We start from the raw sequence: 25,005 nt of genomic DNA on the forward strand, positions 1-25,005 counted from the left end.
CCGCCACCGTCACCACCGCCAGTACCACCACCGGTCCCGGCGCCAGCATCTGGGGAGGAGGATGCAACGCTGCTCTTGTGACCGCCACCACCACTGCTGCAGCCACCCAGGCTCATCGCCAGGATAAGGGCCAATGCAGTACTTGCTTTCCACAACACGACTTGAGTTTTCATGATGAGTTCCTTAGCACCTGGTACAGCCTTTGTTGGTTTCGCAAGTTCGCCCGTTCTTCGGCGGGCAATACATGCGTCCGTTGTGGCTATCACAGTCCTCGGCACTCTTTATCGCAACGCTCAACTTGGTATTAACGATTTATATACAGACGCGGGAGTGCGTCTTGGTGATTAATACCAAGGGTATATGTAGAGGTTTTTTGTTTGAGGTGATGTTATATAAAACAATCACTTGGATAAGTTAGCGGGCTATCGATAACCCGCTATAACTTAGGTTGTATATATACAATTAATCAGCAAATCGCCGCTGTTTCAGGCAATCGGCTGCCACTTTCCGAGCATATGTTCGATATCGCCACTGCCCTTGAGTTGCAACTCGCCACTGGAACCGGGGGCACCGGTCAACAAGATGACTTCGCCAGGCAGCCGTACCGGTTTCTTGAACTCAACGTAGAGCTCGATATTCGCCGAGGGCAGATGTTCATGCAGGGCCGCCACGGTACGTGCCTTGTTCCACAGCCCGTGGGCGATGGCCTGGGGGAAACCGAACAGCTTGGCGGTGAGGGCGCTCAAGTGGATCGGGTTGTAGTCACCGGATACCCGGGCGTACCGCCGACCGATGTCGGACGGTGCCTGCCAGCGGGTCAGCTCGTTGACCATATTGGGCGCTGGCAGGGATTGTTCTGGCGCTTCACCATCGAGTTTCACCCCGCGACAGAGCATTCGGCTTTCGCCCTCCCACAACAAACCCAGGGAATCCTCGACGGTGGTGATCAGGTCAAAGGTCGCGCCCTTGGCATGGGGTTGCAGGTTGCGCGTATGCACACTGACTCGCACGTCGCTGACCCCGCCCATGGGGCGAAACACACGGATACGGTTGCTCAAGTGCACCAGCCCCAGCAGCGGGAAGGGGAATTCCCGCGCCGTCAGCAACTGCAACTGCAGGCCGAACGCCAGGATGTGTGGATAAGTCGCCGGCAGCATCGGGCTCTCGGCAAACCCGCAGACCTTGCGATAGGCCGCTACCGCCTCGGGATTGACCTGCACCCGGCAGTGCAGCCCTGAAGTGGGCAACGTGGTGCCGGTGATCTTGCGCTTGAGCGCGGCGCGCCAATACAGCGGCGGCAGTGCCGGGCTGCGGGGTAATGTGTGCCACAGCATAGTTACGCTCCCAGCAGGCTTTGCCCGCATACGCGCAGCGCCTGGCCACTGACTGCACCTGACCCCGGTTGGCCCAGCCAGGCCACGGCTTCGGCCACATCTTGCGGTAAGCCACCCTGGCCCAGCGAGCTCATGCGTCGCCCGGCTTCACGCAAGGCAAAGGGAATGTGCGCGGTCATCTGGGTCTCGATAAAACCTGGGGCCACCGCGTTGATGCTGATGCCCCGTTGCGCCAGCAGCGGCGCCCAGGCCTGGGCCAGGCCGATCAGCCCGGCCTTGCTCGCGGCGTAGTTGGTTTGCCCGCGATTGCCGGCGATGCCGCTGATCGAAGCCAGCAACACCACGCGGCCGTTGTCGTGCAGGGTGCCGCTGTCGAGCAGGGCCTTGGTCAGCACTTGCGGGGCATTGAGGTTGACCGCCAATACCGCGTCCCAGTATTCCGGGGTCATGTTGGCCAGGGTCTTGTCGCGGGTGATGCCGGCGTTGTGCACCACGATGTCGATGCCGTTCGGCAACTGCTCGATCAACTGCGTGGCGGCGTCATCGGCGCAAATGTCCAGGGCAATGCCGCGCCCGCCCAACCGAGCGGCGAGGGCGTCGAGATCGGCCTTGGCCTGGGGCACATCCAGCAACACAATCTCGGCACCGTCGCGGGCCAGGGTTTCGGCAATCGAAGCACCGATACCTCGTGCGGCGCCGGTCACCAGGGCCTTGAGCCCGGCCAGTGGGCGGGTCCAGTCGTGCACCTGGGTTGGGCAGGCGTTCAGGCGCAGCACCTGGCCGCTGATATAGGCACTTTTCGGCGAAAGGAAAAACCGTAGCGCACCTTCCAATTGATCCTCGGCGCCTTCTGCGACATACAGCAATTGCAGGGTGCCGCCGTTGCGCAGCTCCTTGGCCAGCGACCGGCTGAACCCTTCGAGCGCGCGCTGGGCGCTGGCGGCAAACGGTTCGCTGAGGCTTTCCGGGGCGCGGCCGAGAATCACCAGGTGTGCGCTGTGATCGAGATTTTTCAGCAGCGGCTGGAAGAACTCGCGCAGTTGCTTGAGTTGGTCGGTATGTTGCAAATGGCTGGCATCGAACAGCACCGCCTTGAGCTTGGGGCCATGCCCGGGGATCCACGGCGTGGCCTTGAGCGGTTCGGGGCCGTAGCTGTAGATGGCCTCGGTGAGTTTATTGGCAAACCCCAACACCTGGGCCGCCAGTGGGCCGCCGCCCAACAGCAGGGCGCCTTCCACCGGGCGCAGGCGTCCGGCTTGCCAGCGCTCCAGGCGTACCGGGGACGGCAGGCCAATGGCCGAGACCACGCGGTGGCCAAGGCTTGAGTTGGCGAAGTCGATATAACGGTCAGACATGGAACGCTCTCCGGCTGCTGGGGTTCAAAGGGTGGACCATCAATAGGTGACAGTCGTTCCTAGTCTAGGCTCAGGATTGCACCTACCACCTAACAGGGAGCTTTCCATGACTCAGTTGCGCCGTGTCGCGATCATTGGCGGTAATCGTATCCCCTTCGCCCGTTCCAATGGCCCCTATGCCACGGCGAGTAACCAGGCCATGTTGACGGCGGCCCTGGAAGGCTTGATCGAGCGCTATAACCTGCACGGCTTGCGCATGGGTGAAGTGGCCGCAGGCGCGGTGCTCAAGCATTCGCGGGACTTCAACCTGACCCGCGAATGCGTGCTGGGCTCGCGCCTGTCGCCACAAACCCCGGCCTATGACATTCAACAGGCCTGCGGCACCGGGCTGGAAGCGGCGCTACTGGTGGCTAACAAAATTGCCCTGGGGCAGATCGAATGCGGGATCGCCGGCGGGGTCGATACCACTTCCGACGCGCCCATCGGGGTGAATGAGGGCCTGCGCAAAATCTTGCTGCAAGCCAATCGCAGCCAATCCATGGCTGATAAATTAAAAGTCCTGTTACAACTTCGCCCGCATCACCTCAAGCCGGAACTGCCGCGCAATGGTGAACCGCGTACTGGCCTGTCCATGGGCCAGCATTGCGAACTGATGGCGCAGACCTGGCAGATCCCCCGCGCCGAGCAGGACCAACTGGCCTTGGAAAGCCATCAGAAAATGGCCGCGTCCTACGCCGAGGGCTGGCACAACGATTTGCTCACACCGTTCCTGGGCCTGACCCGTGACAACAATCTGCGCCCGGACCTGACCCTGGAAAAACTCGCCAGCCTCAAACCGGCTTTTGAACGCAGTGAAAAGGGCACCCTGACCGCCGGCAACTCCACGCCGCTGACCGATGGCGCGTCCCTGGTGTTATTGGGCAGCGAAGCCTGGGCCAAGGAGCGTGGCCTGCCTATTCTCGCCTACCTGCGTGATGGCGAAGCGGCGGCGGTGGATTTCGTCAACGGTGCCGAAGGGCTGTTGATGGCGCCGGTATATGCCGTACCCCGTTTGCTGGCGCGCAATGGCCTGACGCTGCAGGATTTTGATTACTACGAAATTCACGAAGCCTTCGCCGCCCAAGTGTTGTGCACGCTCAAGGCCTGGGAAGATGCTGATTACTGCAAGACCCGCCTGGGCCTGGACGCGCCGTTGGGCTCTATCGACCGCAGCCGCCTGAACGTCAAGGGCAGCTCCCTGGCTGCTGGGCACCCATTTGCCGCCACCGGTGGGCGTATTGTCGCCAACCTGGCCAAGCTGCTGGACGCCGCCGGCAAGGGGCGCGGGCTGATTTCGATCTGTGCTGCGGGCGGGCAGGGCGTGACGGCGATCATTGAGCGCTGATCTCGGCTATCATCCGAACGCCTTGAGCAATAGCGGCTTTGTCGGATTAATCTGGCATATTGGATGCATTCTTTAGCAGATCAAGGCTCGTTACCCTCTCCCCGCTGTGCGAGGATTGCCGTATAACGAGTGCCATACGCGTGTTTGGTAATAAAGGACCCACAATAAAAGCTGATGAAGACTCCTAAACGCATTGAACCCCTGATCGAGGACGGTCTGGTCGACGAAGTGCTGCGCCCACTCATGAGTGGTAAAGAAGCAGCTGTTTATGTGGTGCGCTGCGGCAACGAATTACGTTGCGCCAAGGTCTACAAGGAGGCGAATAAACGAAGCTTTCGTCAGGCGGCCGAATACCAGGAAGGCCGCAAGGTCCGCAACAGCCGGCAGGCCCGGGCCATGGCCAAGGGCTCCAAGTTCGGCAAGAAAGAAACCGAAGACGCCTGGCAGAACGCTGAAGTAGCGGCGCTGTTTCGCCTGGCCGGTGCGGGTGTTCGCGTGCCACAGCCCTACGACTTCCTTGAAGGCGTGTTGCTGATGGAGTTGGTGGCCGATGAATACGGTGACGCGGCGCCACGCCTGAACGACGTGGTCCTGGAACCGGATCAGGCCCGTGAGTATCACGCGTTCCTGATCTCGCAGATCGTGCTGATGCTGTGTACCGGTCTGGTGCACGGTGATCTTTCCGAGTTCAACGTATTGCTGACGCCGACGGGCCCGGTGATCATCGACTTGCCTCAGGCGGTGGATGCGGCGGGTAACAACCACGCATTCAGCATGCTGGAGCGGGACGTGGGCAACATGGCTTCGTATTTCGGGCGGTTTGCCCCCGAATTGAAGACCACCAAGTACGCCAAGGAAATGTGGGCGCTGTACGAAGCCGGCACCTTGCATCCAGCCAGTGTGTTGACTGGCGAGTTCGACGAGCCGGAAGAATTGGCGGATGTCGGCGGCGTGATGCGTGAGATCGAAGCGGCGCGGCTTGACGAAGAGCGGCGCCAGGCGATCCGTGCGGCGGATGATGCACCACCGGGCAAACCGGCGGAAGAACCGCCGCCGCCTTGGATGCAGTGATCGCCCAGCACACTGGGGGTTAAAAAATGTGGGAGCGGGCTTGTGTGGGAGCTGGCTTGCCTGCGATGCAGGCACCTCGGTACATCCGTTGCACCGAGGTGATGCTATCGCGGGCAAGCCCGGCTCCCACACAAGCCCGCTCCCACATTGGGTTTTGCGTTCGGTCAGTTGGATCTGCAGCAACTGCCCGACGCCAACTCCTTGAGAATCGGACAATCGGGCCGGTGATCGCCCTGGCAGTGCTCCACCAAGTCCTGCAACGTATCGCGCAACTGCCCCAGTTCGCGGATTTTTTGATTCAACTCCTCGATATGCTGGCGAGCCAACGCCTTGACGTCGGCACTGGCCCGTTGCCGGTCCTGCCACAGCTCCAGCAGCTTGCCGACTTCTGCCAGTGAAAACCCCAAGTCCCGCGAGCGCTTGATAAACGCCAGGGTGTGCAGGTCGTCGGCGCTATACAGGCGATAGCCACTGTCGCTGCGATGGGCCGGCTTGAGCAGGTTGATGGATTCGTAATAACGAATCATCTTTGCGCTCAAGCCGCTTTGCCGGGCTGCCTGGCCGATGTTCATGAGCGGTGATCCTCCAGATCCTTGGGTTTCCAGGTTTTCAACAGCAGTGCGTTGCTGACCACGCTGACGCTGGACAGGGCCATGGCGGCGCCGGCCAACACCGGATTGAGCAGGCCGAACACGGCCAGCGGAATGCCGATCAAGTTATACACAAAGGCCCAGAACAGATTCTGCCGGATTTTCGCGTAGGTCTTGCGGCTGATTTCCAGGGCTGCCGGCACCAGGCGTGGATCGCCACGCATCAGCGTGATACCCGCCGCGTGCATCGCCACGTCGGTGCCGCCACCCATGGCGATGCCGATATCCGCGGCGGCCAGGGCCGGGGCATCGTTGATGCCGTCGCCGACCATGGCCACCACGCCAGTCTTTTTCAGCTCGGCGACGGTGGCGGCTTTGTCGGCGGGCAACACTTCGGCGTGCACATCATCGATGCCCAGCGCTTGTGCCACCACGCGGGCACTGCCGCGGTTGTCGCCGGTCAGCAAGTGGCTGCTGATGTGTCGCGCCTTGAGCTGTTGCACGGCTTGCAGGGCACCGTCCTTGAGGGTGTCGCCAAAGGCAAACAGGCCCAGCACCCGAGGTTCCGGGCTTTGCTCGATCAACCAGGACAAGGTGCGGCCTTCAGCTTCCCAGGCACTGGCGTTGGCGGCCAGGTCACCCGGCTTCAAGCCGGTCTCATCGAGCAGGCGCCGATTGCCCAGGGCCAGTTGCCGACCGTCCAGGGTGCCGGCAATGCCGCGCCCGGTCAGGGATTGGCTGGCGCTGACATCGGCAACCGGCAGGCCTTGATCATTGCAGGCGTCCAGTACCGCCTTGGCCAATGGGTGTTCGCTACCGCGTTGCAGGGCGCCGGCCTGTTGCAGCAACAGTGCTTCGTTGCCATCCACTGCACTGAGGTGGGCGATTTTGGGGGCGCCGGAAGTGAGGGTGCCGGTCTTGTCGAACACCACCGCGCTGACTTCGTGGGCGCGCTCCAGGGCTTCGGCGTCCTTGATCAAAATCCCGTGGCGGGCCGCGACACCGGTGCCGGCCATGATTGCGGTCGGCGTGGCCAGGCCTAATGCGCAAGGGCAGGCAATCACCAGCACCGCGACGGCATTGATCAATGCGGTTTCCAGCGGTGCACCATACAACCACCAGCCAACCAGGGTGGCGAGGGCGATCACCAGCACGGTCGGCACAAACACCTGGCTGACTTTATCCACCAGTTTCTGGATCGGCGCCTTGGCCGCCTGGGCGTCTTCGACCAGGCGAATGATCCGCGCCAGCACGCTTTCTGCGCCGAGGGCCAGGGTGCGTACCAGCAAACGGCCTTCACCGTTGATCGCGCCGCCGGTGACTTTATCCCCCGGTTGTTTCGGCACTGGCAGGCTTTCCCCGGTGATCAAGGCTTCGTCGGCATGGCTTTGGCCTTCGACCACTTCGCCATCTACCGGGAAACGTTCGCCGGGCTTGACCAGCACCAGATCATTGAGGCGCAGGGCGCTGATCGCGACCTCTTGCTCGCGGCCATCGATCACCTGAATCGCCCGCTCTGGCCGCAAGGCCTCCAGGGCGCGGATGGCGCTGGCAGTCTGGCGTTTGGCGCGGCTTTCCATGTATTTGCCAAGCAGCACTAGGGCGATCACCACCGCCGAAGCTTCGAAGTACAAGTGCGGCTCGACGCCAGCCGGCGCGCTGAGCCACTGGTAGATACTCAGGCCATAGCCTGCGCTGGTGCCGATGGCCACCAGCAGGTCCATGTTGCCCGCGCCGGCGCGCACGGCTTTCCAGGCGGCGACATAGAAGCGCGCACCAAAGATGAACTGCACGGGGGTGGCGAGCAGGAATTGCACCCAGGCCGGTAGCATCCAGTGCAGGCCGAACGGTTGCACCAGCATCGGCAGGACCAGCGGCAACGCCAGCGCAATGGCCATCACCAGCGACCAACGCTCGCGTTTCAGGCGTTGTTCCTGGCTGGCTTGGGTGGCGGTTTCGCTTTGCGGCAGGGTGGCGGTGTAGCCGGCTTTTTCCACGGCGGCGATCAGCACGGCGGGGTCCATCTGGCCCGTCACCTCGACGTGGGCCCGTTCATTGGCCAGGTTGACGCTGACGTTTTGCACGCCGGGCACCTTGTTCAGGGCGCGTTCGACCCGCCCGACGCAACTGGCGCAGGTCATGCCGCTGATCGGCAGGTCGAAGGTGGTGGATCCATTCATGGGGCGTTCCTCCAGGAAAAGTTGCCTGTAGGATCAACCTTGACCTGATAGGAAGGTCAAGCCCCTTAATTCACGGCAAGCCCTGATACCGTTTTTCTGTAGGCGCGAGCTTGCTCGCGAAAAACTGGAGAGCGCCGCGTTTACCCGGTAAACACGCGTTATCGTTGACGTTCTTCGCGAGCAAGCTCGCTCCTACAGAAAACGGCATTGAGACAGGTTCGCGTCAGTAACCGAGCTTGGCGGCCTTGAGGTACATGCCGTCGGCGCCCTGGGCAATGCGCAACTTGCGCACGTCGCCGGCTTTGAGCGTGATCTCTTGGGCCTTGGGCGCCAGAAGCCCCGGCAGGCATCCGGGAACCTGGCCCGGCAGCAATTTGAGCCGCAGCGAGACCTTGCCTTCCGGGAAGTTGAATGAGGTGGATTGCTCCTGGAACAGCCGTCCGGCCAACTGGTCATTGACGTACAGGCCGACCTCACAGTTGGTCGGTACTTCCAGGCGCTCCCTGGAAATGATCAGCACCGCATAGTCCTCGGCGGCGCTGGCCTGGGGGACAGCGGCGAACAGGCTCAACAGGCTGACAAGGCCAAAAAACGACCAGCGCATGGTGAATTCTCCGGGTTTCAAATCGTGGATGGTTGCAGCTTGGCCGACGCCGCCAGGGAATACCAGCCCGGCGCTTGTTTTCAGTGCTTGACCTTGCCATCGTGGCAAGGATGAGACTGGGTGCAACCTCACTCAAGGAGTCATGTCATGCAAATATTCAGCGTTGAAGGAATGACCTGCGGCCACTGCGTCCGGGCCGTGACCCAAGCGGTACAAGCCAAGGATCCGGCCGCCAGTGTGAATGTGAATCTGGCCGCCAAGGAAGTCGGTGTGGAAAGTCGTTTGTCGCCGGACGAAGTGATCAGCCTGATCACCGAAGAAGGCTACAGCGCCAAGCTCGCCTGATTATTTAATAGGTAGCGAGCTAACGTAATGTTCAAGGCACCCAAGCGCGGCTAGACTGTCGGGCTGCCGACTCTTCCGGGTGCCTGATGAACCTTCGCATAATCCTTATTCTTGGGGCCTTGAGCGCATTTGCGCCGCTGGCTATCGATTTTTACCTGCCGGGCTTCCCGGCCATGGCGGTGGCGTTCGGCACCGACGAAAAACATATCCAGCTGACCCTGGCCGTGTATTTCACGGGCCTTGCGATCGGCCAGTTGATCTATGGGCCGCTGGCGGATCGTTTCGGGCGGCGCATCCCGCTGTTGAGCGGTGTCACCTTGTTCACCGTGGCCTCCCTGGCGTGCGCCTATGCGCCGTCCCTGGAGTGGCTGATCGGTGCGCGCTTCGTCCAGGCGCTGGGCGGGTGTGCGGGTATGGTGATTTCCCGGGCGGTGGTCAGCGACAAGTGCGACGCGGTGGGCTCGGCCAAGGTCTTTTCGCAATTGATGCTGGTGGTCGGGCTGGCGCCGATCCTGGCGCCGATGCTCGGTGGGGTGATGGTCAGCCTGTGGGGCTGGCAGTCGATTTTCCTCGCGTTGACGGTATTCAGCGTCGGCGCCGGGGTGGCGGTGGCTATCGGTTTGCCGGAGAGTTTTCCGGCCCATCAGCCTCGGCAGCCACTGTCCGGGGCGTTGCGCCAATACGGGCGGCTGCTGGCTGATCGGGTGTACCTGGGGTATGCCGTGACCGGTGGTATCGCAATTGGCGGGATGTTCGCCTACATCGCCGGCTCACCTTTCGTATTTATCAAGCTCTACGGCGTGCCGGCCGAGCACTATGGGTGGCTGTTCGGCACCAATGCCGCAGGCTTTATCCTAGTGGCCCAGGTCAACGCGCGGCTGCTGTCCAAGCGCGGCCCGGCGTTTCTGCTGACCCGCACGGTGTGGGTCTACCTCGCGGCAGCGCTGTCGCTGCTGGCGGTCAGTGCCTTGCATACCGAAGCATTGTGGCCGCTGCTGGTGCCGCTGTTCCTGTGCATCGCCAGCCTGGGTTGCATCATGCCCAATACGTCGGCGTGCGCCATGAACGGGCAGGGCGCGCGGGCCGGCAGCGCGTCGGCCCTGCTGGGCTGCATCCAGTTTGGCGTGGCCGCAGGTGCGGCATCGTTGGTCGGCGCACTGCACGACGGCACGGCCATGCCGATGTCGATCGTCATCAGCTTGTGTGGGGTGTTGGCGGTAGTGGTGGCCATGTTGACCCAGCGCCTGCAACGGCAGCGAGCCTTGCAAGCGCAGGCCTGACCGCTTTTTCAGCCAGTAGCGCGCTGCTGGCTTTCGGGAAAACGATGGGGTGCCTGGATTCGGTTTTGCAGGGTGTTGGCGAAGGCGCGAGCCTCGGCTTCACTGCGGAAGGTAAAGGCGTCGTGGTCCAGGCGGACCTGCCATTTGTTGCCTTGGGATTTTGCTAACGCTTTTATCAGGATCTTCATTGCTGACTTCCTCACGTAAAAGATTGCGTGGCAAAGGCGGCCAATATAAACCCGAATACGCTCACAAATATGACAAGGATCAAGTCTCTGACTAGCGGTGCCGTCCGTTACCTACAGCGATAACGGATGACACTGACAGAGCCCGCGTCTTAGAAGCCTTCCAACACGATCTTGCCCTTGGCCTTGCCGCTTTCCAGCAAGGCATGGGCTCGGCGCAGGTTCGCCGCATTGATCACGCCGAAGTGTTCGCCCACCGTGGTTTTCAGGGTGCCGGCGTCGATCAGCTCGGCGACCCGATTGAGCAGGTTGTGCTGCTCGATCATGTCAGCGGTCTCGAACATCGAGCGGGTGTACATGAACTCCCAGTGCAGCGACAGGCTCTTGCGCTTGAGCTTGGTCACATCCAGGGCCTTGGGATCGTCGATCAATGCCAGTTTGCCCTGGGGTGCGAGGGCTTCGACCAATTGGTCCAGGTGCTGGTCGGTCTGGGTCAGGCTGGCGACGTGGGTCACCTGTGGGTGGCCGGCGCGCTTGAGCTCTTCGCTCAGGGGCTGGCTGTGATCGACCACCAGGTCGGCCCCCAGATCCTTGGCCCAGGCCTGGGTGTCCGGGCGCGAGGCGCTCCCGATCACCTTGAGTGCGGTGAGTTGCGCAGCCAGTTGGGTGAGGATCGAGCCTACGCCGCCGGCAGCGCCGACAATCAGCAGGCTCTGGCCTTGATCGGCCTTGCCTTCAGCTACTTGCAGGCGTTCGAACAGTAGCTCCCAGGCGGTGATGGCGGTCAGCGGCAGGGCGGCGGCTTCGGCAAAACCCAGGCTTTTTGGCATATGGCCGACAATCCGCTCATCCACCGTGTGCAGTTCGCTGTTGCCGCCCGGGCGTGTCAGGGAGCCGGCGTAAAACACCTTGTCACCGGCCTTGAACAGCGTGACGTCGCTGCCGACCGCCTTGACCACGCCGGCCACATCCCAGCCCAGCACTTTGGCTGCGCCGTTTTCCGGAGCGACGTTCTGGCGGATCTTGGTGTCCACCGGGTTGACCGAGATGGCTTTGACTTCCACCAGCAAGTCACGCGGGCCGGCCACTGGCTCAGGCAATTCGATGTCTTGCAGGGACTTGGGGTCGTTGATCGGCAATGCGGCGTAGTAGGCGATGGCTTTCATGGCGCGTTCCATAGAGGGGCGAATGTGATGGACAGATCATTAGCTATTTCTCTTGCAGATAAAACCCGCTAAAAGAGCACTCTCTTTCAACGGATTTTTGATAATTCCTCGGGACGGTGGTCATGCTGCGTTTTGATGATTTGCAGTTGTTCGTGCGTGCGGCGGATTTGGGCAGTTTGTCTGCCGCCGCACGGGTTATGGATATGTCGGCGGCAGTGGCCAGTGCGGCGTTAAAACGCATCGAACAACAATTGGGCGTGCGCTTGCTGGCGCGCTCCACCCGCAGCCTGCGCCTGACCGCCGAGGGTGAAGGTTTTCTGCAGTACGCCCGCGGTGCCTTGAGCCAACTGGATGAGGGGCGGCGGTTGCTGGCCAGCGGCCAGGATCATGTCAGCGGTGTCCTGCAGTTGTCGGCGCCTTCGGACTTCGGACGCAACCTGTTGCTGCCCTGGCTCGACGAGTTTCAGCGTGAACACCCGCAGTTGAACGTGCGCCTACTGCTGGGCGACCGGATCGCCGACCTGTTCCGCCAGCCGGTGGATATCGCCTTGCGCTATGGCGAACCCGAGGATTCGAGCCTGGTGGCCTTGCCGGTCGCGCCAGACAACCGCCGAGTGTTGTGCGCGGCGCCCAGCTACCTGGCCCGACATGGCGAGCCGCGCCATCTGGAAGAACTGGCCCAGCACAATTGCCTGCTGTTTATGCTCGGCAGCCGGGTGCACGACCATTGGAGCTTTCAGGATGCTAGACGGGAAATCAGCCTGACCGTCAGCGGCGACCGTTTCAGTGACGACGCTGATGTCGTGCGGCGTTGGGCCGTGGCTGGGGTGGGCATTGCCTACAAGTCCTGGCTGGATGTCAGCGCCGATGTGCTGGCCGGCCGCTTGCAGTTGCTCTTGCCGGAGCTGCTGGGTGAGCGCACACCGCTCAATCTGCTGTGCGCCCATCGTGCGCAATTGAGTAAGCCGATCAACCTCCTGCGTGAAATGCTCGTGGCACGTTGTGGGAAGTTGAGCGCGCAGTTGCCTGAACGACGGGGGACTACACAATAACCTCGGGAAATTCAGGAAATTTCAGGCAGTAGCTGTCGCTGATTTGGCTGTAAGACGCCACGGAATCCGCTGCTCACACACTTATACTTTTCGGCGAAATGGAGCAGACCAACGATTGAACAGGGAGTGAGTACATGGAACAGGCACCTTGCATCAGCCAGATCGCAACATTGTTGGCCGACCCCAAACGCACCGCGATGATCTGGGCGTTGATGGACGGCTCGGCCAAGCCCTCCGAGGAGTTGGCGATGTTGGCTGGGTTATCGGCTTCATCGGCGAATGCGCATTTGGCGCGTTTGGCGGCCGGTGGATTACTACGTATTGAAGCCCGCGGGCGTAAACGCTTCTTCCGCATGGCGGCAGCGGATGTGGGCGCAGCCGTCGATGCATTGGCCAGTACCACGATGGCTAGCGTGGCGCGCAGTGCATCCAGCCGGCCGGTGACGGCATTGCTGGCGCCGGCTTCGTTGCGCCAGGCACGGATATGCCACGATCATCTTGGGGGGGAAATGGCGGCAGCCCTCTATCAGCGCATGGTGCTGGCAAAGTGGATTGAACGCTTTGAACAGTGGCTCCATGTGACGCCCCTGGGGGCACGCCATTTGGCCGAGCATGGCATTTTCACCCAGGCCCTGGCCCAGCATAGTTTCTCGACAATGGCTTGCGATTGCTCTGACTGGAGCGAGCAGCAGCCGCACCTGGGCGGGGCGTTGGGGGCGGGATTGTTGCAGTTGTTCATGCAGTCGCGCTGGTTGAAGACGGTCAATGAGTCGAGCGCAGTGCAGGTCACCGAGACCGGGCGCTTGGAAATTGCCCGGATGGCGGCTGTGTAGGAGCGGGCTTGCCCGCGAACAATTCAAAGGCGCCGCGTTCATCCAGGATGTACGCTTTATCGTTGGCGTCCTTCGCGAGCAAGCTCGCTCCTACAGGGAGGGGTCAGGGCTTGACCAGGCGTGCATCCAGGCTGTTTTGCGCCAGGCGGCGGGCCTGGTCCTGGGTCATGCCCAGCGAGGTGTGCAGCGCGTGGAAGTTCTCGGTGACATAACCGCCGAAATACGCCGGGTCATCGGAGTTCACGGTGACCTTCACCCCACGCTCCAGCATGTCGAGGATGTTGTGCTGGGCCATGTCGTCGAATACACACAGCTTGGTATTGGACAGCGGGCACACGGTCAGGGGGATCTGCTCGTCGATGATCCGCTGCATCAGGCGCTCGTCTTCGATGGCGCGCACGCCATGGTCGATACGCTGGATTTTCAGCAGGTCGAGGGCTTCCCAGATGTATTCCGGTGGGCCTTCTTCGCCAGCATGGGCGACGGTCAGGAAACCTTCGCCACGGGCGCGATCGAACACACGCTGGAATTTGCTCGGTGGGTGGCCCATTTCCGAGCTGTCCAGGCCCACGGCGACAAACGCATCACGGAACGGCAGCGCCTGGTCGAGGGTTTTTTGCGCTTGCTCTTCGCTCAGGTGGCGCAGGAAGCTGAGGATCAGGCCGCTGGTGATACCCAGTTGCTGCTCGCCGTCCTTGAGTGCGCTGGCGATGCCATTGAGCACCACTTCAAAGGGAATGCCACGGTCGGTGTGGGTCTGCGGGTCGAAGAACGGTTCGGTATGGATCACGTTCTGCGCCTTGCAACGCAGCAGGTAGGCCCAGGTCAGGTCGTAGAAATCCTGGGACGTGCGCAATACATCGGCGCCCTTGTAATAGAGGTCGAGAAACTCCTGCAGGTTGTTGAAGGCGTAGGCCTTGCGCAGGGTTTCGACGTCGTTCCACGGCAATGCGATTTTGTTGCGTTCGGCCAGGGCGAACAGCAACTCGGGCTCCAGCGAACCCTCCAGGTGCAGGTGCAGTTCGGCCTTGGGCAGGGCGTTGAGCCAGTCGTACATGTGTGCGTTCTCATCAGGTGCAATGGCGACATTCTACAGGCCAGGACGCAAATAATCGGTAAAACCTGACCGAGCGGTAAGCATTCTTCGTGCCTGCGGCAATGGAGGAATGAACTAAGGTGTAACGAAACGTTAGCGAAACGCCGCAGTCTGTACCCCATCACAGACTGATTCGCTGTTCGCAAAGGCCCGTAATGCTCACATCCCTCAAGCAAGAAAAATTCATGTGGCTGGCGCTGCTCGCCGCCATCGCGGCCTATCCGCTGGAACACTGGCTGCTGCACAGTGGGCAGGCCACGGCGCTGCTCGGTGGCCTGGTGCTGATCGGTTTTATCGTCATGGCCTCGATGCGCGTGGCCCACCACGCCGAACTGCTCGCCGAAAAAGTCGGCGATCCTTACGGCACGATGATCCTGACCCTCGCGGCGGTGCTGGTTGAAGTGGTGATCCTGGCGATCATGATGAGCAACGAGGCGTCACCGACCCTGGTGCGCGATACGATTTACTCGGCGGTGATGCTGGATATCAACGGCATTCTCGGCCTGGCCGCACTGATGGGCGGCATCAAGCATGGCGAGCAGTCCTACAACGATGATTCGGCGCGGACCTACAGCGTGATGATCCTGACCGCCATGGGCGTGTCCATGGTGGTGCCGGAATTTATCCCCGAGGCCGACTGGAAAATCTACTCGGCCTTCACCATTGGCGCGATGGTGGTGTTGTACGCCTTGTTCCTGCGCATGCAGGTGGGGCCACACAGTTACTTTTTCAGCTACAGCTATCCGGAAAAACGCCGCAAGCCGCTGCCGGAAGAACAGGCTTCGCCGGTCAACCTGACATTCTCCATTGCAACCCTTGTGTTTGGCGTGGTGGTCATTGGCGCATTGGCCGAAGTGATGTCCAAGACCCTGGACCTTGGCCTGGAGGGCACGGGTGCGCCGCCGGTGATCACGGCAATCCTGGTGGCGGCGATTTCTGCCGCGCCAGAGATTCTGACCGCGTTGCGTGCGGCATTGGCCAACCGCATGCAGTCAGTGGTCAACATCGCGCTGGGGGCTTCGTTGTCGACGGTGATCTTGACTGTGCCGGTGATGGAAGCGATGGCGCTGTACACCGGCCAGCCGTTTCAGATGGCGATGACACCGGTGCAAACAGTGATGGTGTTTATCACGCTGATTGTCAGCGCGATCAACCTCAACGATGGCGAAACCAACGCCATCGAAGGGATGACCCACTTTGTACTGTTTGCGACCTTTATCATGTTGTCGCTGTTGGGGTTGTAGTCAGCCGGCGATCAACTGCCGCGCCGCCTGGCTGTGATCGGCGATCAGGCCCTTGAGGTCCATGCCCTCGATTTGCCCGTCGATCACCCGCCACTTGCCGCCCACCATCACGCGATCCGCGCGGTCGGCGCCGCATAACAGCAGCGCCGAAATCGGATCGTGGCTGCCAGAGAAGCGCAGCTCATCGAGTTTGAACAACGCCAGGTCAGCTTGTTTGCCCACGGCCAACTCGCCGATGTCGCTGCGGCCGAGCAGTTGCGCAGAGCCTTTGGTGGCCCAGCCCAGCACGCCTTCAGGGGTGATTTTTTCTGCCCCGTAGCGCAGGCGCTGGATATACAGGGCCTGACGTGCTTCGAGGATCATATTGGACGCATCGTTGGAGGCCGAACCATCCACGCCCAGGCCAATCGGCGCGCCGGCGGCGATCAGGTCCAGGGTGGGGCAGATGCCGGAGGCCAGGCGCATGTTGGAGCTTGGGCAGTGGCAAATCCCGGTGCCGGCCGCGCCCAGGCGGGCGATTTCATCGGGGTTGAAGTGAATGCCATGGGCCAGCCAGGTACGTGGGCCGAGCCAACCGACACTGTCCAGATAGTCCACGGTGCGCAGGCCGAAGCGTTGCAGGCAGAAGTCTTCTTCGTCGAGGGTTTCGGCCAGGTGGGTGTGCAGGCGTACATCGAGTTGGTTGGCCAGTTCGGCGCTGGCGCTCATGATTTCGGGAGTGACCGAGAACGGCGAGCAGGGCGCCAGGGCAATCTGGATGTGCGCGCCGTCGCCGCGCTCGTGGTAGCGCTGGATCAGGCGCTGGCTGTCTTCGAGGATCACTTCACCTTGCTGCACGGTCTGCTGCGGTGGCAGCCCACCGTCAGCTTCGCCCAGGCTCATGGAACCGCGCGTGAGCATGGCGCGCATGCCCAGTTCGCGCACGCTGTCGACTTGCACGTCGATCGCATTTTCCAGGCCGTCGGGGAACAGGTAGTGGTGATCGGCGGCGGTGGTGCAGCCCGAGAGCAGTAATTCTGCCAGGGCGACCTTGCTGGCCAGTGCGAGTTTTTCCGGCGTCAGGCGGGCCCAGACCGGGTACAAGGTTTTCAGCCAGGGGAACAAAGGCTGGTTGACCACCGGCGCCCAGGCGCGGGTCAGGGTCTGGTAGAAGTGATGGTGGGTGTTGATCAGGCCGGGAAGGATCACATGCTCGCGGGCATCGAAGGTTTGTTCGCAGGCGATGCTCGGTTGTTGGCCGAGGGCGAGCACTTCGACGATCACGCCGTCTTGCAGCACCAGGCCGCCACGGGCGTCCAGGGCATTGGCAGTGAAGATCGCGAGAGGGTTTTTTAACCAGATACGGGTCGCAGGCATTGGCCGGCTCCTCTGAATGATGGGTTCAGGTTTGCCAGCTCAGTGTTGCCCTGTCTGCTGATCCAGGGTCGCCGGTAAGGGCGAGGAGGGCAGTCTACGTGGAGTGAGCGGTGGGGTCTATCCACCGCTCATCTGCTGGTTACCAGGGAATGGTCTCGCCCTTGTAGTTGACGAAGTGATGGCCGCCCTTGCCGGTGTAGGCGTTCACTTGGGCAATCAGGCCGCGCACGCTGGTCTCCACATCCAGGTCGGCACCTTCGCCGCCCATATCGGTCTTGACCCAGCCCGGATGCAGCGACAATACCGTCAGCTTCTGCTCGCCCAATTGCGTCACAAAACTGTTGGTCATGGAGTTCAGCGCGGCCTTGCTGGCTTTGTACAGTGCCAGGTCTGGCGCATCGGGCATGGTCACGCTGCCCAGCACCGAGCTCATGAATGCCAGCACGCCGCTGCCCTGGCGAATCTGCGGGGCAAAGCGCTGGGCGAGGTTGATCGGTGCCACGGCATTGGTGAAAAACAGCTGGCCGACTTCAGCCAGGGTCGCGTGGCCCGGGGTCTGGTTGGCCGGGCCCTTGACGCCGGCATTGACGAACAACAGGTCAAAGGTGCGGTCCTTGAGGCGCTGGCTCAGGGCGATCACGGCTTGCTGGTCGTCCATGTCGAGTTTCTCGATCTGGACCGGGCCCACGGCTTTCAGGGCATCGGCCTTGCCCGGATCACGCACGGTGGCGGTCACGTCCCAGCCGTCCTGGAGCAATTGCTTGACCAGGCCAAGGCCCAGCCCGCGTGAGGCGCCGATGATCAATGCGGTTTTTGGCGTAGACATGAAGGCTTCCTTTGGCGTCGAGGTTCAGTGAACAACATTATCAGGTTCAACGTTGCAGCAGGATTCGCCCGCGGCTCAGGTCGGCCAACTGCGTTTGCAGGGTGTCGATATGGGCTTCGCCGAGTGCCAATTGCAGCTCAACACCGTTGGCGGTGAAGGTTTCTTCCAGCACCAGGCCGCCCAGTTCGGCGACGCGCAGCTTGACCAGGGTCAGTTCGGCGAAGCCGCAGGCGCAGCTCAAGGGCACGCGGCTGATCAGTTCGACCCGTTCGGCGTTTTGCAGGCATTTATTGGCGCCACCGCCATAGGCACGGGCCAGGCCTCCGGTGCCTAGCTGGATGCCGCCATACCAACGGACCACCAGCACCACGACCTGATCAAAGCCCTGGGCCTCGATGGCGGCCAGGATCGGGCGCCCGGCGGTGCCGCCGGGTTCGCCGTCATCGTTGCTGCGGTACTGCCCGCCCAGTTTCCAGGCCCAGCAGTTGTGCGTGGCGTTGAGGTCGCTGTGCTGCTCGATAAACGCCTGGGCGTCTTGCGGGCTGGTAATGGGTGCGGCAAAGGTGATGAAGCGGCTTTTGCGGATTTCTTCGCGAAATTCACAAAAGCCCGTAAGGGTGAAAGGCATCGGGTCGCTTCGTTCAGAGGGCCGGCTTGATGCCACAGCCCTTGAGAATAATGTGGATGAGGTTGCTGCCAGCGTCTTCCATGTCCTGCTTGGTCAGCTTGGTGCGACCGGTCACGCGGCAGATCTGGGTCGCGAAGTCAGCGTAATGCTGGGTGCTGCCCCACAGCAGGAAGATCAAGTGTACCGGATCCACGGGGTCCATCTTGCCGGCATCGATCCAGGCCTGGAACACCGCGGCCCGACCGCTGAACCAGGTGCGGTAGTCCTGGCTGAAATATTCGGTAAGGCATTCGCCACCGCTGATGATCTCCATGGCGAAGATCCGCGAGGCTTGCGGCTGGCGTCGGGAATATTCCATCTTGGTGCGGATGTAGCGAGTCAGCGCCTCGGCGGGATCATCCTCGGCGGTCAGGGTGTTGAAGGTGCTGTCCCACAGTTCGAGGATATTGCTCAGTACCGCGATATACAGCCCCAGTTTATTGGTGAAGTAATAGTGCAGGTTGGCCTTCGGCAGCCCGGCACTCGCGGCGATGGTGTTCATGCTGGTGCCTTTGTAGCCATGCCGGGCGAATTCGTCTTCGGCGGCCTGGATGATCGCTTGTTCGTTCTTTTGCCGAATGCGACTGGCGGGTTTTCCGGCGTGGCTGTTGTGGGCAGGAACTTCGAGGCTCATGGAGGTTTCCGTGCAGATCGATGAATGCGATTGCTGCACAGATAACCCACCCTCAAGCCTCAGACAAGTCCCGATACGATAAAAGCGTCAAAGCGGTTCCAGCGTGTCGTGTTCCACCAGCGGATTTGCGGCAGGTGCCGCGGCCTTGGATTCCGGCAGGATCAGGCACAACACAATAGCCGTCATCCCGCCGCTGGTGATGGCCGAGTCGAACAGGTTTTGCACCAGGGTTGGCATCAGGTGCAACAAATTCGGTTGCGCGGCGATGCCCAGGCCGACCCCAAACGAGGTGGCGATGATCAGCATGCTACGTCGATCCAGCGGGGCCTGCGCCAGGATACGCACACCAGCGGCGGCGACACTGCCGAACATCACCAGGGTTGCGCCGCCGAGCACTGGCTTGGGAATCTGCTGCAGCACCGCACCAATCAGCGGAAACAGCCCGAGACAAAACAGCACCACACCGATGTACAGGCCCACATAACGGCTGGCGACACCGGTCAATTGGATCACGCCGTTGTTCTGGGCAAAGGTGGTATTGGGGAAGGCGCTGAAGGTGGCGGCGATCATGCAGCTGACACCATCCCCGAGCACGCCGCCCTTGAGTCGGCTTATATAAGAAGGACCGCTGATGGGCTGGCGGGCGATCATACAGTTGGCGGTGAGATCGCCGACGGTTTCGATGCTGCTGATCAGATAAATCAGCGCGACGGGTAGGAAGGCTGTCCAGTCGAAACTGAAGCCAAAATGAAACGGCGTCGGCAGACTGATCAAGGGCAGGTCGGGCAAGGGCTGAGGCACCAACTTGCCGCTGAACCAGGCGGCAATGCTGCCCAGCACCAGGCCGATGATGATCGCGCTCAGGCGTACCCACGGCGTGTTCGAGCGGTTGAGCAGGATAATCGTCAGCACCACGAACAGGCCAAGGGCCAGGTTGGTCGGGGCACCAAAGTCCGGGGCGTTGAAGCCTCCACCCAGATCCGTGATGCCCACCTTGATCAGGCTGATGCCAATCAGGGTAATCACAATCCCGGTCACCAGCGGGGTGATGACGCGGCGCAGTTGGCCGATAAAGCGGCTCAGCACGATCTGTACCAGCGCGCCGAAAAAACACACGCCGAAGATCATCGCCAGGATGTCCTCCGGGCTGCCGCCGCGCTGCTTGACCAGGAAACCGGCCGATAACACTGCGCCGAGAAAGGCAAAGCTGGTGCCTTGCAGGCAAATCATGCCCGCGCCAATCCCAAAGAGCCTACGGGCCTGGATGAAGGTGCCTACGCCGGAAACCATCAACGCCATGCTGATCAAGTAGGGCAAGTGGGCGGCCAGGCCCAGGGTGGAGCCGATGATCAAGGGCGGGGTGATAATGCCGACGAAGCTGGCGAGCACATGTTGCAGTGCCGCGAGCAAGGCGGGCAGTGGCTTGGGGCGGTCGTTGAGGCCGTAGATCAGGTCGCTGGGGCTGGAGGATTCTGCTGGCATGGCATGGGGACTCAGGGCTGACGGTTCATGGTCCCTATGCCTTGCAAAAAACTGTCCACTTGCTCAGGTTTTGGATGGGGCCCGTATCAGCGGGTTGCGGCCAGGCTGTCGAGAAAGCTTTCCAGCACCAAATGAGGGCGGCGGCCCTTGCGGGTGACCGAAGCCAGGCTTAAATCGTAAAATCGTGTAGGCGGTTTCAGCGCACGTAGTCGGCCTTGTTGCACCCATAGGCTGGCGTAGTGGTCGGGCAGGTAGCCGATGTAGCGCCCGGTGAGAATCAGGAAGGCCATGCCTTCGCGGTCGGAAGCGCTGGCGGTGCAGTTGAGCGCTTGATAGTGGGCCTGGATATCGGCGGGCAGACGGAAAGTCGGTGCGATGGCGTCCTGGCTATTGATGCGTGGGTCGTCCAGTTGCTTGTCGTCGGCATAAAACAGCGGATGGCCCACCGCGCAGTAGAGCAGCGAGCGCTCGCTGTACAAGGGCTGATACTCCAGGCCCGACAGCGCGCTGGCCTGGGGTACCACGCCGACATGCAGGCGCCCGTCGAGCACGCCTTGTTCCACTTCATTGGGGGCGATCATGCGGATCTGGATCTGCACATCCGGGCCGCGCTCTTTCAACTGCGCCAATGCATGGGTGATGCGCATATGGGGCAGGGTCACCAGGTTGTCGGTCAGGCCGATGATCAGTTCGCCGCGCAGGTGCTGGTGCAGGCCGTTGACCTCGGTGCGGAAACTTTCCAGCGCACTCAACAGTTGCAGGGCCGATTGGTAGACCTCCCGGCCTTCTTCCGTCAGGGAGAAGCCGGCGCGCCCGCGTTGGCACAGGCGCAGGCCCAGGCGTTGTTCGAGATCGCTCATTTGCTGGCTGATGGCTGAGCGCCCGATGCCCAGCACGGTTTCCGCCGCCGAGAAGCCTCCGCACTCCACCACACTGCGAAAGATGCGCAACAGGCGGATATCGAAGTCGCTGACTTGGGCCAGTGGGTCGGGTCGGCGGCTGCTCATAGTTTAGTAAAGACCTGACTGAAGGTTAGAAGAGTTGGATTTCCTAGACTTTATCCTCGTGGCAATTTAGCTGCAACAACGCTTTTCAATCCCGACGCTGCCTTTTGCCTTGCGAGGTTTTGCTGATGAACATGCCCGAAAACGCCCCATCCACCCTGGCCAGCCAGTTGAAGCTGGACGCCCACTGGATGCCTTACACCGCCAACCGCAACTTCCAGCGCGACCCGCGTCTGATCGTGGGGGCCGAAGGCAGTTGGTTGATCGATGACAAGGGGCGCCGGGTGTACGACTCGTTGTCGGGCCTGTGGACCTGCGGCGCGGGGCACACCCGCAAGGAAATCCAGGAAGCGGTCGCCAAGCAACTGGGCACCCTGGATTACTCGCCAGGCTTCCAATACGGTCATCCGCTGTCCTTTCAGTTGGCAGAAAAGATTACCGACCTGACCCCAGGCAACCTGAACCATGTGTTTTTTACCGACTCCGGTTCCGAGTGCGCCGATACGGCGGTAAAGATGGTGCGTGCCTACTGGCGCCTGAAGGGCCAGGCGACCAAGACCAAGATGATCGGGCGTGCCCGTGGTTATCACGGGGTGAACATCGCGGGCACCAGCCTGGGCGGCGTCAACGGCAACCGTAAGATTTTTGGCCAGGCGATGATGGATGTCGATCACCTGCCGCACACCTTGCTGGCGAGCAATGCGTACTCGCGCGGTATGCCGGAGCTGGGTGGCATTGCCCTGGCTGACGAGTTGCTCAAGCTGATTGAGTTGCACGATGCATCAAATATTGCCGCGGTATTTGTTGAGCCGCTGGCTGGTTCTGCGGGGGTACTTGTTCCGCCACAGGGCTACCTCAAGCGCCTGCGTGAAATCTGTGACCAGCACAACATCCTGTTGGTGTTCGACGAAGTGATCACCGGTTTTGGCCGTACCGGCTCGATGTTCGGTGCGGACAGTTTCGGTGTGACGCCAGACCTGATGTGCATCGCCAAGCAAGTCACCAACGGTGCGATCCCAATGGGCGCGGTGATTGCCAGCAGTGAGATCTATCAGACCTTCATGAACCAGGCGACGCCTGAGTACGCGGTGGAATTCCCACACGGCTACACCTACTCGGCACACCCGGTAGCCTGTGCTGCTGGCCTGGCGGCATTGGATCTGTTGCAGAAGGAAAACCTGGTGCAGAGCGTGGCCGAAGTCGCGCCGCACTTTGAGAATGCGCTGCACGGCTTGAAGGGCAGCAAGAACGTAATCGACATCCGTAACTACGGCCTGGCCGGTGCGATCCAGATCGCGCCGCGTGATGGGGATGCCATCGTGCGTCCATTCGAAGCGGGCATGGCGTTGTGGAAGGCCGGGTTCTATGTGCGTTTTGGCGGCGACACCCTGCAGTTCGGCCCAACCTTCAACAGCAAGCCGCAGGATCTGGATCGCTTGTTCGATGCCGTCGGCGAAGTGCTGAACAAGATCGACTGATTTCTCCTTCTATATAGAACAACAGCCTGGCGCGACGCGTGTCGCGCCTGTGGACAACTTTTCAGGAGCCTTGCATGAGCCTTATCCAGCATTTGATCAATGGCGAAATGGTCAACGACAGCGGTCGTAGTGCCGACGTTTACAACCCGTCCACCGGCCAGGTGATTCACCAGGTGCCATTGGCCAGCCGTGAAACCATTCAACAGGCGATCGACTCGGCCAAGGCGGCATTTCCGGCCTGGCGTAATACGCCACCGGCCAAACGCGCCCAGGTGATGTTTCGTTTCAAGCAATTGCTGGAGCAGAACGAAGCGCGTATCTCGCAGTTGATCAGCGAAGAGCATGGCAAGACCCTGGAAGACGCGGCCGGTGAGTTGAAGCGCGGGATCGAGAACGTCGAGTACGCGTGTTCGGCGCCGGAGATCCTCAAGGGTGAATACAGCCGTAACGTCGGCCCGAACATTGATGCCTGGTCCGACTTTCAGCCGCTGGGCGTGGTGGCCGGTATTACGCCGTTCAACTTCCCTGCCATGGTGCCGCTGTGGATGTATCCACTGGCCATCGTCTGCGGTAACTGCTTCATCCTCAAGCCATCGGAGCGCGACCCAAGCTCGACGCTGCTGATTGCCCAGTTGTTGCAGGAAGCCGGTTTGCCCAAAGGCGTGTTGAGTGTGGTCCATGGCGACAAGGGCGCGGTGGATGCACTGATCGAGGCACCTGAGGTCAAGGCCTTGAGTTTTGTTGGCTCGACGCCGATTGCCGAGTACATCTATTCCGAAGCGACCAAGCGCGGCAAGCGTGTGCAGGCGCTGGGCGGGGCGAAGAACCATGCGGTGCTGATGCCGGATGCGGATCTGGATAACGCCGTGAGTGCCTTGATGGGCGCCGCCTATGGCTCCTGCGGCGAGCGTTGCATGGCGATCTCGGTGGCGGTCTGCGTGGGTGACCAGGTGGCGGATGCATTGATTGCCAAGCTGGTGCCGCAGATCAAGGCACTGAAGATTGGTGCGGGTACTTCCTGTGGCCTGGACATGGGGCCACTGGTTTCTGCGCAGGCGCGCGACAAGGTCAGCGGCTATATAGAAGACGGTGTGTCTTCGGGCGCTGAGCTGGTGGTCGATGGGCGTGGCCTGAGCGTTGCCGGGAATGAAGATGGTTTCTTCCTGGGCGGCTGCCTGTTTGATCGCGTGACGCCCGAGATGCGCATCTATAAAGAAGAGATCTTTGGCCCAGTGCTGTGCGTCGTCCGGGTGAACAGCCTGGAAGCGGCGATGCAACTGATCAACGACCATGAATATGGCAACGGTACCTGCATCTTTACCCGTGACGGTGAGGCGGCGCGGCTGTTCTGTGACGAGATTGAAGTGGGCATGGTGGGGGTTAACGTGCCATTGCCGGTGCCGGTGGCTTATCACAGCTTTGGTGGCTGGAAGCGTTCGCTGTTTGGCGACTTGCATGCCTATGGACCGGACGGGGTGCGTTTCTATACCCGTCGCAAGGCGATCACCCAGCGCTGGCCACAGCGTGCAAGCCATGAAGCATCGCAGTTCGCCTTCCCTAGTTTGTAAGGTCGGATGAGCAGAAGGCCGGCCCCTTGGGGCCGGCCTTTGCGTTTCTGGAGCTTTTTTGACCGATATGACAGAAATGTGAAAGTAACGGTTGACGGCGATTTATATCTGTCTATAATTCGCCCCACTTCCGGCGCAGTCGAAACGGAAAACTCCTTGGCAAACAATGAGTTACGAAGTTTTCGGCAGCAGGTTGCTTCAGTTCATCGAAGCCAAAAGGAAGTTGAAAAAGAGGTGTTGACAGCAGCGTGTAACGCTGTAGAATTCGCCT

General features: G+C 61.2%; 24 protein-coding genes. 10 read left to right on the forward strand and 14 right to left on the reverse strand.

Translation table 11 applies throughout. The features are described 5' to 3' along the window. Positions 1 to 485 precede the first annotated feature (485 nt). Positions 486 to 1,334, reverse strand: coding sequence for a MaoC family dehydratase (locus tag BFQ03_RS01225; protein ID WP_032859779.1), 849 nt, complete (start codon positions 1,332 to 1,334; stop codon positions 486 to 488). A 2-nt stretch (positions 1,335 to 1,336) separates the two neighbouring features. After that, positions 1,337 to 2,689 carry a 3-oxoacyl-ACP reductase gene (locus tag BFQ03_RS01230; protein WP_065942342.1) on the reverse strand — a complete coding sequence of 451 codons (1,353 nt, stop codon included), beginning with the start codon at positions 2,687 to 2,689 and terminating at the stop codon, positions 1,337 to 1,339. 106 nt (positions 2,690 to 2,795) lie between these two features. Here BFQ03_RS01230 and BFQ03_RS01235 point away from each other — a divergent pair, with 106 nt between their 5' ends. Then, positions 2,796 to 4,073 carry an acetyl-CoA C-acetyltransferase gene (locus tag BFQ03_RS01235; RefSeq protein WP_032859775.1) on the forward strand — a complete coding sequence of 426 codons (1,278 nt, stop codon included), beginning with the start codon at positions 2,796 to 2,798 and terminating at the stop codon, positions 4,071 to 4,073. 174 nt (positions 4,074 to 4,247) lie between these two features. Then, the gene (locus tag BFQ03_RS01240; protein WP_032859773.1) at positions 4,248 to 5,144 is read left to right on the forward strand and encodes a PA4780 family RIO1-like protein kinase; all 897 of its coding nucleotides are present in this window, start codon (positions 4,248 to 4,250) and stop codon (positions 5,142 to 5,144) included. Positions 5,145 to 5,308: 164 nt separating this feature from the next. Here the strand turns inward: BFQ03_RS01240 and cueR are convergent, their stop codons facing one another. The 3 genes from cueR to BFQ03_RS01255 form a co-directional block, all read right to left on the reverse strand. Further along, positions 5,309 to 5,716 carry a Cu(I)-responsive transcriptional regulator gene (cueR, locus tag BFQ03_RS01245; RefSeq protein WP_065942343.1) on the reverse strand — a complete coding sequence of 136 codons (408 nt, stop codon included), beginning with the start codon at positions 5,714 to 5,716 and terminating at the stop codon, positions 5,309 to 5,311. Beyond that, entirely contained in the window at positions 5,713 to 7,914 is a 2,202-nt protein-coding gene (locus BFQ03_RS01250) for a heavy metal translocating P-type ATPase (RefSeq protein ID WP_032859770.1), read from the reverse strand. The genes cueR and BFQ03_RS01250 overlap by 4 nt, the downstream gene beginning before the upstream one ends. A gap of 223 nt (positions 7,915 to 8,137) precedes the next feature. Beyond that, entirely contained in the window at positions 8,138 to 8,518 is a 381-nt protein-coding gene (locus tag BFQ03_RS01255) for a hypothetical protein (protein WP_032859768.1), read from the reverse strand. A 147-nt stretch (positions 8,519 to 8,665) separates the two neighbouring features. Between BFQ03_RS01255 and BFQ03_RS01260 the strand changes: the two genes are divergently transcribed. Continuing rightward, on the forward strand, positions 8,666 to 8,863 hold the full coding sequence (locus BFQ03_RS01260; protein ID WP_032859767.1) for a heavy-metal-associated domain-containing protein: 198 nt from the start codon (positions 8,666 to 8,668) through the stop codon (positions 8,861 to 8,863). 86 nt (positions 8,864 to 8,949) lie between these two features. After that, positions 8,950 to 10,143 carry a multidrug effflux MFS transporter gene (locus BFQ03_RS01265; protein WP_065942344.1) on the forward strand — a complete coding sequence of 398 codons (1,194 nt, stop codon included), beginning with the start codon at positions 8,950 to 8,952 and terminating at the stop codon, positions 10,141 to 10,143. Between the two features lie 8 nt (positions 10,144 to 10,151). Here BFQ03_RS01265 and BFQ03_RS01270 read toward each other — a convergent pair whose 3' ends face one another. Together BFQ03_RS01270 and BFQ03_RS01275 are read right to left on the reverse strand one after the other, a co-directional pair. Then, entirely contained in the window at positions 10,152 to 10,331 is a 180-nt protein-coding gene (locus BFQ03_RS01270) for a hypothetical protein (RefSeq protein WP_032859764.1), read from the reverse strand. Between the two features lie 149 nt (positions 10,332 to 10,480). Continuing rightward, complete coding sequence (locus BFQ03_RS01275; protein ID WP_032859762.1) at positions 10,481 to 11,494, reverse strand: zinc-binding alcohol dehydrogenase family protein; 1,014 nt, start codon at positions 11,492 to 11,494, stop codon at positions 10,481 to 10,483. A 122-nt stretch (positions 11,495 to 11,616) separates the two neighbouring features. Here BFQ03_RS01275 and BFQ03_RS01280 point away from each other — a divergent pair, with 122 nt between their 5' ends. Together BFQ03_RS01280 and BFQ03_RS01285 are read left to right on the forward strand one after the other, a co-directional pair. Continuing rightward, positions 11,617 to 12,546, forward strand: a complete 930-nt coding sequence (locus BFQ03_RS01280) for a LysR family transcriptional regulator (RefSeq protein ID WP_032859759.1) — start codon at positions 11,617 to 11,619, stop codon at positions 12,544 to 12,546. A 134-nt stretch (positions 12,547 to 12,680) separates the two neighbouring features. After that, on the forward strand, positions 12,681 to 13,379 hold the full coding sequence (locus tag BFQ03_RS01285; RefSeq protein ID WP_032859757.1) for an ArsR/SmtB family transcription factor: 699 nt from the start codon (positions 12,681 to 12,683) through the stop codon (positions 13,377 to 13,379). A 103-nt stretch (positions 13,380 to 13,482) separates the two neighbouring features. On the opposite strand, the gene BFQ03_RS01290 is transcribed toward BFQ03_RS01285, so the two are convergent. Beyond that, positions 13,483 to 14,436, reverse strand: coding sequence for an adenosine deaminase (locus BFQ03_RS01290; RefSeq protein ID WP_032859755.1), 954 nt, complete (start codon positions 14,434 to 14,436; stop codon positions 13,483 to 13,485). Between the two features lie 194 nt (positions 14,437 to 14,630). Between BFQ03_RS01290 and BFQ03_RS01295 the strand changes: the two genes are divergently transcribed. Next, positions 14,631 to 15,719 (forward strand): calcium:cation antiporter, encoded by a 1,089-nt coding sequence (locus BFQ03_RS01295; protein WP_032859753.1) that lies wholly within the window; start codon positions 14,631 to 14,633, stop codon positions 15,717 to 15,719. Here the strand turns inward: BFQ03_RS01295 and BFQ03_RS01300 are convergent, their stop codons facing one another. From BFQ03_RS01300 to BFQ03_RS01325, 6 genes are all read right to left on the reverse strand, one after another. Continuing rightward, entirely contained in the window at positions 15,720 to 17,075 is a 1,356-nt protein-coding gene (locus BFQ03_RS01300) for an 8-oxoguanine deaminase (RefSeq protein ID WP_032859751.1), read from the reverse strand. 139 nt (positions 17,076 to 17,214) lie between these two features. After that, positions 17,215 to 17,901 (reverse strand): SDR family oxidoreductase, encoded by a 687-nt coding sequence (locus BFQ03_RS01305; protein ID WP_032859750.1) that lies wholly within the window; start codon positions 17,899 to 17,901, stop codon positions 17,215 to 17,217. 46 nt (positions 17,902 to 17,947) lie between these two features. After that, positions 17,948 to 18,529: an IMPACT family protein gene (locus tag BFQ03_RS01310; RefSeq protein WP_032859747.1), complete on the reverse strand. Its 582-nt coding sequence runs from the start codon at positions 18,527 to 18,529 to the stop codon at positions 17,948 to 17,950. 13 nt (positions 18,530 to 18,542) lie between these two features. Continuing rightward, positions 18,543 to 19,202 carry a TetR/AcrR family transcriptional regulator gene (locus tag BFQ03_RS01315; RefSeq protein ID WP_029297545.1) on the reverse strand — a complete coding sequence of 220 codons (660 nt, stop codon included), beginning with the start codon at positions 19,200 to 19,202 and terminating at the stop codon, positions 18,543 to 18,545. A gap of 87 nt (positions 19,203 to 19,289) precedes the next feature. Next, positions 19,290 to 20,684 carry a uracil-xanthine permease family protein gene (locus BFQ03_RS01320; protein WP_065942345.1) on the reverse strand — a complete coding sequence of 465 codons (1,395 nt, stop codon included), beginning with the start codon at positions 20,682 to 20,684 and terminating at the stop codon, positions 19,290 to 19,292. A gap of 86 nt (positions 20,685 to 20,770) precedes the next feature. Then, positions 20,771 to 21,691 carry a LysR family transcriptional regulator gene (locus BFQ03_RS01325; protein ID WP_065942346.1) on the reverse strand — a complete coding sequence of 307 codons (921 nt, stop codon included), beginning with the start codon at positions 21,689 to 21,691 and terminating at the stop codon, positions 20,771 to 20,773. A 125-nt stretch (positions 21,692 to 21,816) separates the two neighbouring features. Here BFQ03_RS01325 and BFQ03_RS01330 point away from each other — a divergent pair, with 125 nt between their 5' ends. From BFQ03_RS01330 to BFQ03_RS30390, 3 genes are all read left to right on the forward strand, one after another. Next, positions 21,817 to 23,166, forward strand: a complete 1,350-nt coding sequence (locus tag BFQ03_RS01330; RefSeq protein WP_032859739.1) for an omega-aminotransferase AptA — start codon at positions 21,817 to 21,819, stop codon at positions 23,164 to 23,166. 74 nt (positions 23,167 to 23,240) lie between these two features. Next, a complete protein-coding gene (locus tag BFQ03_RS01335; RefSeq protein ID WP_065942347.1) occupies positions 23,241 to 24,734 on the forward strand; it encodes a CoA-acylating methylmalonate-semialdehyde dehydrogenase in 1,494 nt (497 codons plus the stop codon). A gap of 78 nt (positions 24,735 to 24,812) precedes the next feature. Beyond that, positions 24,813 to 25,005: hypothetical protein (locus tag BFQ03_RS30390; protein WP_204839921.1), on the forward strand; the 193-nt coding region annotated here is incomplete at its 3' end.

It is taken from the genome of Pseudomonas sp. 25 R 14 (assembly GCF_900004755.1).
Lineage (GTDB): Bacteria > Pseudomonadota > Gammaproteobacteria > Pseudomonadales > Pseudomonadaceae > Aquipseudomonas > Aquipseudomonas brenneri.